This is a genomic window from Pseudomonas frederiksbergensis, assembly GCF_003732705.1.
GTDB classification, from domain to species: domain Bacteria; phylum Pseudomonadota; class Gammaproteobacteria; order Pseudomonadales; family Pseudomonadaceae; genus Aquipseudomonas; species Aquipseudomonas frederiksbergensis_F.
Genome location: NZ_MOBR01000013.1, coordinates 1 through 12,792 on the forward strand (window position 1 = coordinate 1; position 12,792 = coordinate 12,792).

The following is a 12,792-nucleotide window of genomic DNA, read 5'->3' on the forward strand; positions in this document are numbered from 1 at the left end:
GCGAGGCTTGCCCGCGAAAGCGGTGTGTCAGTGACATCAACGTGCCTGACACACCGCTTTCGCGGGCAAGCCTCGCTCCTACAGTTTCTCTTCGCCTACAAATCAACACTTGACCACTCAGGCGGATGATAAGCATTATCATTCGCTCGAAATGGATCAGGTCCTCCCGTGAGTCAATCGCGCTTCAATCACGTCTTCATCGCCCAGCGGGTTTCGCTGCTGCGCACGCTGGAGCGGATGGTCAACAATCACAGCACCGCCGAAGACCTGCTGCAGGAAACCTACCTGCGCGTGACCCGGGCGCTCAGTGAGCGGGCCATCGATCACCTCGAACCCTTCGTCTTCCAGACCGCCCGCAACCTGGCGCTGGACCATTTGCGTGCGCGACGTATCCAGTCGCGGACCCTGCTCGACGACGTCCCGCTGGACGTGGTGGAAAGCGTCGCCGCCCCCGCCAGCAGCGCCGAAGACGCCGCCCATGCCGAACAATTGCTGGAGCGTTTGAACGTGAGCCTCAGTGAACTCAGCAACCGTCAGCAACAAATCTTCATCCTCAGTCGCTTGCATGGGCACAGTTACCTGGAGATTTCCGAGAAGCTTGGCGTGTCGTTGAGCACGGTGCAGAAGGAACTGAAGCTGATCATGGCGATCTGCATCGGTGTTGCAGAAAGGCATAACGACAGCAGCGAGCTATAAGCTGCAAGCCGCAAGCCGCAAGCGAAACTCAAAACCGAGCTTGCAGCTTGCGGCTTGAAGCTTGAAACTTCTCCACCCGCTGTTTCCGAGGAAACCCCGTGACGGACACCCACCGCTCCTCAGCGCCCTCCCCGGCGCGGGACCCTGCCAGCGCGATGGACCAGGCCCTGGACTGGCTGATCGTGCTGGGCAGTCCGAGCGCGGAACAAACCCGCCAGTTCCACGACTGGCTCGCCGCCGATCCATTGCATGCCGAAGCGTTCGCCAAGGCCCAGGCGATCTGGGACGGTCCGCTGGTCATCCAATGCGCGCAAAGTCTCGCCGCCCAACCACCGAAAATCAGCGTGCTGTCGCGCCTGCGCCCGCATTGGAAACCCTTGGCTACGGCAGCGGTGTTGATCCTCGGTTTGTTCAGTTTCAGCAATCTGCCGATGCGCTTGCAGGCCGATCACCTGACCGTGGTCGGTGAACGCCAGCGCCTGCAACTGGAGGACGGCTCGAAAGTCCTGCTCAATACCAACTCGGCCTTCTCCAGCACCATCAACGATCAGCAACGCGTGGCCCGCTTGTATCAGGGCGAGGCGTTTTTCGAGGTGCCGGCCAACCGTGGCCAGGCACTGGAAATTGACGCCGGACCGGTCAGGGCCAGCGTGCGCGATACCGCGTTTGCCGTGCGTTACCTCGACGGCGTGGCGCAGGTTCGGGTGCAACGTGGCGATGTGGATTTGCGCGCCACCCGTGACGATGCGCGGGTTCGGCTCTCGGCCGGCGAAAGCATCCGCATCGGCCCCAACGGTTTCGACCGCCCGGCCAAGCTCGATGCCGCCACCGACCTGGCGTGGGTCCAGGGTCGTCTGGTATTCGAGAATTGCCCGCTGAGCCAGGTGCTGGCGGAACTACGGCGCTACTATCCGGGCTGGATCATCAACAACAACGAACAGTTGGCCGACGTTGCCGTCACCGGTAATTATCGCCTCGACCAGCCGCTGGACGTGGTGCGCTCCCTCGCGCACATCACCTCGGCGCGCCTGCAAGAATTCCCCGCCCTGGTGATCTTGAACTAAATGAGAATTATTTTTACTCGATAGCCGAAGCTCGTTCGTCTCGTTATAGCCAATGCAATTGATTCGCATCTATCGATGCCAATCTGCACCTATAAAGATTCGTGCGACACGGAGCGCTATCGATGTCCTCTCGCCATACCCGCCAGTCCTCTACCCCTTCCCGCGTGTTGTCACTGCTGACCGCCGCCATCCTGATGGCCGGTGCCGCGCCGCTGATGGCGGCCACCGCCGCCGAGCAGCCGAGCCGCAACATGGGCGATTATTCGTTCGCCATTCCACAGCAGTCGCTGGTGTCGGCACTGAATGCCTTCACCGCCGTGACCGGTTGGCAGGTCGGCTTGCCCGCCGAACTGGCGCAAGGCGTCGCCTCGCCGGGTGTGCGCGGTTCGTTGCCACCGGAAAAAGCCCTGGATCGCCTGTTGGTGGGGACCAACCTCGGCTATCGCAAACTGGGCAATAACAACATCGTGCTGGAGAAACGCAGCAGCAGCGGCGCTCTCAATCTGCAACAGATGACGATCAGCGCCACCCGCCAGGAACAAAGCATCGACAGCGTGCCGGCCACCGTCACCGTGCAGACTCGCGAAGAGCTGGACCGCAACAACGTCAACAACATCAAGGATCTGGTGCGCTACGAACCGGGTGTTTCGGTAGGTGGCGCTGGCCAGCGTGCCGGGCTGACCGGCTACAACATTCGCGGGATTGATGGCGACCGCGTGCTGACTCAAGTCGACGGCGTGCAAGTGCCTGACAGCTTCTTTAATGGTCCGTACGCCCAGACCAACCGCAACTACGTCGACCCGGAAATCGTCAAACGCGTCGAAATCCTCCGTGGCCCGGCGTCGGTGCTCTACGGCAGCAACGCCATCGGCGGCGCCGTCAGCTACTACACCCTCGACCCGGACGACATCATCAAGCCCGGCAAAGACGTTGGCGCCCGTTTGAAAACCGGCTACAGCTCGGCGGATGACAGTTGGCTGACCTCCGGCACCATTGCCGGCCGCACTGGCGATTTCGACGGCTTGCTGCACCTGAGCCAACGCAATGGCCATGAAACCGACTCCTACGGCGAAACCGGCGGCACCGGCCTGAACCGCACCGAGGCGAATCCCGAGGACGTACGCACCACCAACGTGCTGGCCAAACTCGGCTGGAACTACGCCGACGACGCGCGCCTGGGCCTGACCTACGAGAAATACAAAGACGACCGCGACACCAATCAACTGAGCGCCGTCGGTGGTCCGTTCAACGCTGGACGCGGTTTTGGTTTCTACAAATCCCGCACCGGCAACGACACCGTCAGCCGCGAACGCTTCGGCCTGGAACACAGCTTTGGCCTGGACAGCGCTTTGGCTGACAACATCAAGTGGTCGCTGAACTACCAGATCGCCAAGACTGACCAAAGCACCGAAGAAATCTACGCGCCGTCGCGCACCGTGCTGCGTGAGCGCAACACCAACTACAAGGATCGCCAATGGGTGTTCGACGCCCAGGCTGACAAGTCCTTCGCGATTGCTGACACCGATCACACCGTCACCTATGGCACCACCATTAAGCAGGACAAAGTCACCGGCCTGCGTACCGGCACCGGCACCTGCCTGACCGTGGCCGGCGCCTGCCGGGTGATCGGTGCGCCAAGCGCCGCCGACACGTTGAAACCGGCCAGCGATTTCCCCGACCCGACCATCAACAGCTACAGCCTGTTCGCCCAGGATCAGATCAGTTGGGGCAACTGGACCTTCCTGCCCGGCGCGCGTTACGACTACACGCAACTCAAGCCGCACATCACTGACGAGTTCCTGGCCACCGCCGACCAGAGCGGCAACGGCGTGGTCAGCGACAAGACCAAAACCTGGCATCGTCTGTCGCCGAAGTTCGGCACCACGTACAGCTTCAACGATAACTACACCTGGTACGGCCAGTACGCCGAAGGCTTCCGCACACCGACCGCCAAAGCCTTGTACGGTCGCTTCGAAAACCTCGCGGGCGGCTATCAGGTTGCGCCGAATCCGGACCTGGAACCGGAAAAGAGCAAAAGCTATGAAACCGGCCTGCGCGGCCAATTCGAGGCGGGCAGCTTCGATGTGGCGGTGTTCTACAACAAGTACCGCGACTTCATCGACGAGAATGCGATCACTCCCGGTTACACCGAGACCACGTTCCAGAGCAACAACATCCAGCACGCCACCATCAAGGGTGTGGAGCTGAAAGGTCGCCTGAACCTCGACACCTTCGGCGCGCCGACCGGCCTCTACACCCAAGGCTCGGCGTCGTACCTGTATGGCCGCAACGATGACAGCGGCCAGCCGCTGAACAGCATCAACCCGCTGACCGGCGTGTTTGGCCTCGGTTACGACCAGGACAATTACGGCGCGCTGTTGAGCTGGACCCTGGTCAAGCGCAAGGACCGCGTCGACAGCACCAGCTTCAAGACCCCGGACGGCACCAGCACCCAGTTCAAGACCCCGGGTTATGGCGTGCTCGACCTCGCCGGTTTCTACAAGGTCACGGACGATGTGACCGTCAACGCCGGCCTCTACAACCTGACCGACAAGAAATACTGGCAGTGGGATGACGTGCGCGGCTACGACAGCGTCGGCGAAGCCTCGGTCACGCAACCGGCCAACCTCGATCGCCTGACCCAACCGGGTCGCAACTTCGCGATCAACCTGGTCTGGGATATCTGACCCTGAACACCTCACGGCGGCACATGTGTTAATGGGTCGCAGTGAGGTTTTTTTACGCTCGGGCGTCTTCTTGTTCGTCTCGTTACCAAGCGCTTCCATTTTCTCAAGGATTTCCCATGACCTCCCAGGACACTGCTCAACGCCCGGCCCTGCGTTCGCAACGTTTGAACCAAATCACCAACGAGCCGCACACCAGGCTCGATGCTCTGGTCAAAGCCCACGCACCGTTCGAAACCCAGGCCAACTTCGCCCGCTTCGTGGTCGCGCAGTATTTGTTCCAGTCGGAATTGGTGTCGCTGTACAACGACGCCGAACTGACCGCCATCGTCCCGGACCTGCCGGCGCGCTGCCGGGCCGAAGCGGCCAAGGCTGATTTGGCGGATCTGGACACCGAGGTTCCAGCACCGGTGGCTGGCGCGGTAAAGAATCCAACCAAAGCGGCGGCCCTGGGTTGGTTGTTCGTTTCTGAAGGCTCGAAACTCGGCGCTGCGTTTTTGATCAAGCGTGCCGTAGGGTTGGGTTTGAGCGAAACCTTCGGCGCCCGTCATCTGGGTGAGCCGGCCGGTGGTCGCGCGGAAGGCTGGAAAAGCTTCGTCAAAACCCTCGACTCGCTGGAATTCAGCGCCGAGGAAGAAGCGCAAATCGAACAAGCCGCCGTCGACGCGTTCAACCGCTTCACCGTGCTGCTGGAACAGGCCTACACCCCGGAACTCGCCTGACACAACACAATCTTCCTGTGGGAGCGGGCTTGCTCGCGAAGGCGGCGTGTCAGGCAACATTGATATCGCCTGACACTCGCTTTTGTAGGAGCAAGGCTTGCCCGCGATGACGGACTGACATTCTCCATCGATGTCGACTGAATGATCGCTATCGCGGGCAAGCCATGCTCCTACAGGGTATAAATGTCGACCTTATGACCCGCAAACACCCCGCCTCCTCCAAACTCGCCCGCGTCCTGTTCGCCCTGCTGGCCTACGTCAGCCTGGGCATCGGCCTGATCGCGATTGTCGTGCCGGGCCTGCCGACCACCGAGTTCATCCTCCTCGCCGCGTGGGCCGCGACCAAGAGTTCGCCGCGCCTGAGTGCCTGGCTGGAAAACCACCGGTTGTTCGGACTGATCCTGTGCAACTGGCGCAACGGCAAAATCATCGCCCGCCGGGCCAAAGTCAGCGCCACCGTCAGCATGTTGCTGTGCGCGGGGTTGATGCTGGTGATGCTGGAACATGGCTGGCCGATTTACCTGGCGATTGCGGGGATGAGTTTGGGTAACTTGTGGATTTGGTCGCGGCCGGAATCCTTGCCACAACCTTCCTGATTACCGAGTCGTCTGCATTCGCGAGCAGGCTCGCTCCCACAGGGGAATGCATTCCAAATGTGGGAGCGAGCCTGCTCGCGAAAGGGCCAGCCCAAACACCACAAAGTCCGGCGCAAACGTTTACGCAGACCACTCATCGGCTTTTCCTCATGCAACCCTCCTCCACGCCGATGGTTCAGGAATGGCGCTGAATGGACTTGGCAAGCGGGAGCACTCCCGTCTCTTGGCCAACACCTCATCCATTTGCGAGTTCGCCCTATGTTCGACTCTCTGTCCATCCGCCTGAAAATCGTCCTGCTGTCTGGCCTGTGCCTGCTCGGCGTCGTCGCTTTGATCGTCGGCATGAACTTCTACCAGACCAATCAGAATGACGAACTGGTCAACGCCTCCAGCAGCAAAATGCTCACCGGCAGTGTGCAAAACCTGCTGCAGGCCAAAGCCGCCGAGCAAGCCGTGCGGGTGCAGAAGACCTTCGGTGAAAGCCTGTTGGTGGTGACGGCCCTGGCCGATCAGATCAAGGACATGCGCAACATGGCCGCCAAGCGTTCGCTGGACGCCGGTGCGTTGCGTGAAGAGTTGAACCAGAGCCTGAAAACCGCTTTCGAGCGCAACAGCAAAGTATTGGGGATCTGGCTGGCGTTCGAGCCCAATGGCCTGGACGGCAAGGACAGCGAGTTCGCCAATGATGCGGCGCGCCAGTCCAACGAATCCGGGCGTTTTGCCAGTTATTGGAGTCGCGCGGGCGGGGTCGGGCTCAACACGATCATGGTCGAAGACGACATGACCAAAACCACCCTGAGCCTCAGCGGCACGCCCTACAACAGTTGGTACACCTGCCCTCGGGACAACAAACGCACCTGCCTGCTCGACCCGTATTCCGACACCGTGGGGGGCAAGGAGGTGCTGATGACCACCATTTCCGTGCCGTTGCTGGTGGACGGCAAAGCCATCGGCGTGGTCGGCGTGGACATCGCCCTCGACTCCCTGCAAGCGGCAGCGGTGGATTCCCAGCGTGACCTGTTTAACGGCGCTGGCCATATGTTGATTGTCTCCGGCAGCGGTGTGCTCGCCGGCTATAGCGTCGATGCCAGCAAAGTCGGCAAGAGCATCGGCGAAACCCTCGGTGCAGACGGCAAGGAAGCCCTGCAATTGCTGAGCGGCGGCGCGCCGAAGATTCTCGAACAAGGCGACCTGATCCGCGCGGTGTACCCGGTCAGCCCGATCCCCGATTCCAAGGCGTGGGGCGTGGTGATCGATCTGCCGAAACAAGTGCTGCTGGCCGACTCGGTGAAGCTGCAAGCGGTGCTCGATGACGCGCAACAAAGCGGCACCATCAAAGCCTTGCTGGTGGCGATCGCGGCGGGCCTGGTTGGTCTGTTGCTGATCTGGCTCACGGCGTCGGGCGTGACCCGGCCGATCAACAGCGTGGCTGAAATGCTCAAGGCGATTGCCAGCGGCGACGGCGACCTGACCCAACGTTTGCACTACAGCAAGAAAGACGAACTCGGCGAACTGGTGAGCTGGTTCAACCGTTTCCTCGACAAGCTGCAACCGACCATTGCCCAGATCAAACAAAGCATCACCGACGCCCGTGGCACCGCCGACCAGTCTTCGGAAATCGCCCGCCAGACCAGCGAAGGCATGCAGGTGCAATTCCGCGAAATCGACCAGGTCGCCACGGCGTCCAACGAAATGAGCGCCACCGCCCACGATGTGGCCAATAGCGCATCGAACGCCGCGAACGCGGCCAAGGGTGCCGACCAGTCGGCCCGGGATGGCATGCAGATCATCGAGCGCAGTACTCGGGACATTAACTTGCTGGCCGATGAAGTCAGCAAAGCCGTGACCGAAGTCGAAGCCCTGGCGGTCAACAGCGAGCAGATCGGTTCGGTGCTGGAGGTGATCCGCAGCATCGCCGAACAAACCAACCTGCTGGCCCTCAACGCGGCGATTGAAGCGGCCCGTGCCGGGGAAAGCGGTCGTGGTTTTGCGGTGGTCGCCGATGAAGTACGTAACCTGGCCAAACGCACCCAGGATTCGGTGGAAGAAATCCGCATCGTGATCGAACGCATCCAGACCGCCACCCGTGGCGTGGTCGCCACCATGCATTCGAGCCAGACCCAGGCCCACAGCAACGCCGGGCAAATCCAGCAAGCGGTCCAGGCCTTGGGCAAGATCAGCGATGCGGTCACGGTGATCAGCGACATGAACCTGCAAATCGCCAGCGCCGCCGAACAGCAAAGCGCCGTGGCCGAAGAGGTCAACCGCAACGTCTCGGCGATCCGCACCGTCACCGAAACCCTGACCGGACAAGCCACTGAGTCGGCGCAGATCAGCAGCCAACTCAATGCCCTGGCTACACACCAAATGAAATTGATGGATCAGTTCCGCGTCTAGCCACTGATCGTTCCCACGCTCCGCGTGGGAATGCAGCCAGGGACGCTCCGCGTCCCAGAAGCGGACGCAGAGCGTCCATAGATGCATTCCCACGCAGAGCGTGGGAACGATCATTTCATCCGGCCTGTCATCTGTTTTGATCTATGATCGATCCCTCGTTCCGGAGGGCCTTCGATGACTGATTTACTCACGTCCATTCAAGCCGCACTCGGCTTGCCGCACACCCCGATCCCATTCACGTCGAGCGGCGCCCTGCCCTCGGCGTTTGCCGTCACTGACCTGGCCTGCGCCAGCATCGCCGCCGCCGGCCAAGCTGTCAGCGAGTTACTGCACCAGCAGACCGGCCGCTTGCCCAGCCTTGAAGTCGATCGCCGCCTGGCCTCGTTCTGGTTCGCCACCTCGCTGCGCCCGGTGGGCTGGAACGTGCCGCCGCTGTGGGACCCGGTCGCCGGTGACTATGCGACGAAGGACGGCTGGATCCGCCTGCACACCAACGCCCCGCATCACCGCGCCGCCGCCGAAAGCGTGCTCGGTGCCTGTGCCGACCGTGCCGCCATGGCGAAACAAGTGGCGACATGGGCGAAAACCGATCTGGAACACGCCGTGGTCGAGGCCGGTGGCTGCGCCGCCGAAATGCGCTCCTGGGCGCAATGGCAGGCTCACCCTCAAGGCATCGCGGTGAATGCTGAGCCGTTGATTCAGTTCAGCGCCAACAGCATCGCCAAACCGTGGCAAGGCTCGGTGGCGCGACCGTTGGCCGGAATCAAAGTGCTGGATTTGACCCGAGTGCTCGCCGGCCCCACCGCCAGCCGCTTTCTCGCCGGGCTCGGCGCCGATGTCTTGCGCATCGACCCGCCGACCTGGAACGAGCCCGGTGTGGTGCCGGAAGTCACCCTCGGCAAACGTTGCGCGCGTCTGGATTTGCATGACAAGGCTGATCGCGCGGTGTTCGAAAGCCTGCTCAAGGACGCCGACATTCTGCTCCACGGCTACCGCGCCGATGCTTTGGAGCGCTTGGGTTACGGCGTGATCGAGCGCCAGAAGTTGGCCCCCGGTTTGATCGATGTCTGCCTCAACGCCTACGGTTGGAGCGGCCCGTGGCAGAACCGTCGGGGTTTCGACAGTCTGGTGCAGATGAGCAGCGGGATTGCCGAGGCCGGCCAGCAGTGGAAAAAGGCCGACAAACCAACGCCGCTGCCGGTGCAGGCGCTGGATCACGCGACCGGGTATTTAATGGCGGCGGCGGCGATCAAATTGTTGGGACAGGGAGGATCGGCGCGGCTGTCGTTGGCGCGCACGGCGAAGTTGTTGATTGAGCATGGACGCGGGACGGATGAGGCGTTGCGGGCCGAGGATGAGAATGATCAGGGGCTGTTGGTTGAACAGACACCTTGGGGGCCGGCGCATCGGCTGCATGTTCCGCTGAAGATCACGGGGACGCCGTTGCAATGGACACTGCCGGCTTCTGAATTGGGTTCCCATCGAGCGCAGTGGATTTGAGGTTGGGTACTACTTTAGATCCACCCCTCACCCCAGCCCTCTCCCCAAAGGGGAGAGGGGGAAAGGGAGCCGATCTCCATGGTTTTCAAATCCCGAGTTCGACTCGCAATCGCAAATCCATTCCCAAGCTGACTCGCAATCGCAAATCCATTCCCAAGCTTGACTCGCAATCGCAAATCCATTCCCAAGCTCGACTCGCGATCAAAAATCCACTCCCAAGCTCGACTCGCGATCGAAAATCCACTCCCAAGCTCGACTCGCGATCGAAAATCCACTCCCAAGCTCGACTCGCGATCGAAAATCCACTCCCAAGCTCGACTCGCAATCGCGAGTTCAATCCTGAGTTTGACTCGATATTTCAGGTCGATGGAGCTCGAATAAACAACTCGGTCAGTCCCCTCGCCCCTTTGGGGAGAGGGCTAGGGTGAGGGGTGGATCTCAAGCCGAGCACACCCGTATCAATCCACTCGACTCAAAGAACTCCAAAGCACCTGCGCCGCATACCCCCGAAACGGTCGCCACACCTGCGCCCGCTGCAACAACTCCCGCGCGGTCACCGCCCCGCCCTCCAGCGCCGCCAGCGCATTGATCAACCCCACATCCCCCGACGCAAACGCATCCCTCTCCCGCAACTGCCGCAACGCAATGTACTGCGCCGTCCAATCACCAATCCCGTGCAACGCCAACAACCGCGCCATGCCACCCTCCCGGCCCGGTTCAAACAACAGCGGATCATCGAGCAACGCCTGGGCCACGCCCGACAGCGTTCGCCCACGGCTTTTCGGCATGCCCAATGTTGCCAGGTCCGCCGCCGCCAACACCGCTGCTTCAGGAAACACATGGGTCAGCCCCGGCCGTGTCGAATCCAGCGGATCGCCATACTGCGCGACTAATTTGCCGGCCAGTTTGATCGCCGCCGCCACGGTAATCTGCTGCCCCAACACCGCACGAATCGCCAGTTCCAGCCCATCCCACGCCCCCGGCACACGCAATCCTGGGCGCTCGGCAATCAAGCGGGCCATCAAAGGATCAGCCGCCAAATGTCGATGGACCTCGGGCAAGTCAGCATCCAGATCAAACATCCGCCGCAACCGCGCCACGATCTCGGGCACGGCGTTCGGGTCCGGAAACTCCAGCGTCACTTCCAGCGCATCAACACTGACCGGAGCAATCGAAAACGTGCCGTGCACACCGTTCAACCCAATGCTGCGCGAATACACCCCATCGACTACCGTCTCCATCCCGATAATCGCCCGCGCCGACAAGAAACCCAGCATCGCCACCCAGTCATAAGGCGGCCGATACGCCAGCAGCAACCTCATCGCAACAACCCTCCAACGGTTAGCGCAAAACCTGTGGGAGCGAGCTTGCTTCCACAAGGGCCTGTTATTTATAGCCGATCCATCTATGGCAGTTATATATGTAAGTTCTGATCAATCATTCTGTACTGCAAACAATCGGCAAAACTTGCGAAAACACAAAAGCGAACTAACTTAAAAACCTCACCGCATTCAGCTTTATTTCCTCACCACCCGCCAACGCCTCTGGACCGGGCTTTCCCAGCAATACAGTTATGAGCGCTAAAAGTTCATAAGTCTTTCATTAACAATGGAATGTGCCCATGCACTGATCTATGTCAGCTGATTGAACAGTTAACAGATTTAATCTGTTGCCTCTCTTCTCCTGCACTGGAGTCATGCAATGTCTGAATCCCCCGGAAAACTGAAACTCGGTGCGCTCGTTGCATTGGTCGTTGGCTCAATGATTGGTGGCGGGATTTTCTCTTTGCCGCAAAACATGGCCGCCAGTGCGGACGTCGGCGCCGTGTTGATCGGTTGGGCCATTACCGCGGTCGGCATGCTGACCCTCGCCTTCGTTTTTCAAACCCTGGCCAACCGCAAGCCTGATCTGGACGGCGGTGTCTACGCCTTCGCCAAGGCCGGTTTTGGCGACTACATGGGTTTCTCGTCCGCCTGGGGTTACTGGATCAGTGCCTGGCTGGGTAACGTCGGCTACTTCGTATTGCTGTTCAGCACCCTCGGCTACTTTTTTCCGGTTTTTGGAGAGGGAAATACGCCTGCGGCGGTGATTGGCGCGTCGGTATTGCTGTGGGCCGTGCACTTTCTGGTACTGCGCGGGATCAAGGAAGCGGCGTTCATCAACCTCGTGACCACCGTCACCAAGGTCGTGCCGCTGCTGCTGTTTGTGTTGATCGCGGTGTTCGCGTTCAAACTGGACATCTTCACTGCCGACATCTGGGGCACGCAAAACACCACCCTGGGCAGTGTGATGAACCAGGTACGCAACATGATGCTGGTCACCGTGTGGGTGTTCATCGGCATTGAAGGCGCGAGCATCTTCTCGGCCCGTGCGGAAAAACGCAGCGACGTCGGTAAAGCCACCGTGATCGGTTTCATCACCGTGCTGTTGTTCCTGGTGCTGGTGAATGTGTTGTCGCTGGGGATCATGACCCAACCGGAACTCGCCAAATTGCAGAACCCGTCGATGGCGGCGGTGCTGGAGCATGTGGTCGGCCATTGGGGCGCGGTGCTGATCAGCGTCGGCCTGATCATCTCCTTGCTCGGTGCCTTGCTGTCGTGGGTATTGCTGTGTGCTGAGATCATGTTCGCCGCCGCCAAGGACCACACCATGCCGGCGTTTTTGCGCCGCGAAAACACCAACCACGTGCCGGTCAACGCCCTGTGGCTGACCAACGCCATGGTCCAGGTGTTCCTGATCATCACGCTGTTCTCGGCCAGCACTTACCTGTCGCTGATCTACCTCGCCACCTCGATGATTCTGGTGCCGTACCTGTGGTCGGCGGCCTATGCGCTGCTGCTGGCGGTGCGCGGCGAAACCTATGAGAACGCCCTGGCCGAACGCAAAAAAGACCTGATCATCGGTGGCATTGCGGTGATCTACGCGGTCTGGCTGCTGTATGCCGGCGGCATCAAATACCTGCTGCTGTCCGCCCTGCTCTATGCCCCCGGCGCGATCCTGTTCGCCAAGGCCAAGATCGAAGTGGGCAAACCGGTTTTTACCACCGTCGAGAAGCTGATTTTCGCCGCCGTCGTTGTCGGCGCCCTGATCGCGGCCTACGGGCTGTATGCCGGCTTCCTGACTCTGTAACCGT

General features: G+C 60.7%; 8 protein-coding genes and 2 pseudogenes. 9 read left to right on the forward strand and 1 reads right to left on the reverse strand.

What is annotated here, in order from left to right; genetic code table 11:
* Positions 1–168: 168 nt before the first annotated feature.
* The 8 genes and pseudogenes from BK667_RS15370 to BK667_RS15405 all read left to right on the forward strand — a co-directional run bounded on the left by BK667_RS15370 (position 169) and on the right by BK667_RS15405 (position 9,659).
* Complete coding sequence (locus BK667_RS15370; protein WP_123508509.1) at positions 169–696, forward strand: RNA polymerase sigma factor; 528 nt, start codon at positions 169–171, stop codon at positions 694–696.
* Positions 697–794: 98 nt separating this feature from the next.
* Positions 795–1,760, forward strand: a complete 966-nt coding sequence (locus BK667_RS15375) for a FecR family protein (protein ID WP_123598128.1) — start codon at positions 795–797, stop codon at positions 1,758–1,760.
* A gap of 122 nt (positions 1,761–1,882) precedes the next feature.
* A complete protein-coding gene (locus BK667_RS15380) occupies positions 1,883–4,447 on the forward strand; it encodes a TonB-dependent receptor (protein WP_123598129.1) in 2,565 nt (854 codons plus the stop codon).
* A gap of 116 nt (positions 4,448–4,563) precedes the next feature.
* Complete coding sequence (locus BK667_RS15385) at positions 4,564–5,166, forward strand: biliverdin-producing heme oxygenase (RefSeq protein WP_123598130.1); 603 nt, start codon at positions 4,564–4,566, stop codon at positions 5,164–5,166.
* 194 nt (positions 5,167–5,360) lie between these two features.
* On the forward strand, positions 5,361–5,762 hold the full coding sequence (locus BK667_RS15390) for a YbaN family protein (protein WP_123598131.1): 402 nt from the start codon (positions 5,361–5,363) through the stop codon (positions 5,760–5,762).
* Between the two features lie 531 nt (positions 5,763–6,293).
* Positions 6,294–7,301, forward strand: a pseudogene (locus BK667_RS33970) (methyl-accepting chemotaxis protein); the annotation flags it as partial.
* Positions 7,302–7,634: 333 nt separating this feature from the next.
* Positions 7,635–8,159: pseudogene (locus BK667_RS33975) on the forward strand (methyl-accepting chemotaxis protein); the annotation flags it as partial.
* Positions 8,160–8,333: 174 nt separating this feature from the next.
* A complete protein-coding gene (locus tag BK667_RS15405) occupies positions 8,334–9,659 on the forward strand; it encodes a CoA transferase (protein ID WP_123598134.1) in 1,326 nt (441 codons plus the stop codon).
* Positions 9,660–10,117: 458 nt separating this feature from the next.
* Here BK667_RS15405 and BK667_RS15410 read toward each other — a convergent pair whose 3' ends face one another.
* Positions 10,118–10,981: a DNA-3-methyladenine glycosylase family protein gene (locus BK667_RS15410; RefSeq protein WP_123598135.1), complete on the reverse strand. Its 864-nt coding sequence runs from the start codon at positions 10,979–10,981 to the stop codon at positions 10,118–10,120.
* Positions 10,982–11,360: 379 nt separating this feature from the next.
* Here BK667_RS15410 and arcD point away from each other — a divergent pair, with 379 nt between their 5' ends.
* Entirely contained in the window at positions 11,361–12,788 is a 1,428-nt protein-coding gene (gene arcD / locus BK667_RS15415) for an arginine-ornithine antiporter (RefSeq protein WP_123598136.1), read from the forward strand.
* Positions 12,789–12,792: the final 4 nt, after the last annotated feature.

Coding starts and splice junctions, on each gene's coding strand:
- arcD (WP_123598136.1), top strand. CDS start 11,361: ATGTCTGAATCCCCCGGAAAACTGAAACTCGGTGCGCTCGTTGCATTG.
- BK667_RS15390 (WP_123598131.1), top strand. CDS start 5,361: ATGACCCGCAAACACCCCGCCTCCTCCAAACTCGCCCGCGTCCTGTTC.
- BK667_RS15405 (WP_123598134.1), top strand. CDS start 8,334: ATGACTGATTTACTCACGTCCATTCAAGCCGCACTCGGCTTGCCGCAC.
- BK667_RS15410 (WP_123598135.1), bottom strand. CDS start 10,981: ATGAGGTTGCTGCTGGCGTATCGGCCGCCTTATGACTGGGTGGCGATG.
- BK667_RS15385 (WP_123598130.1), top strand. CDS start 4,564: ATGACCTCCCAGGACACTGCTCAACGCCCGGCCCTGCGTTCGCAACGT.
- BK667_RS15380 (WP_123598129.1), top strand. CDS start 1,883: ATGTCCTCTCGCCATACCCGCCAGTCCTCTACCCCTTCCCGCGTGTTG.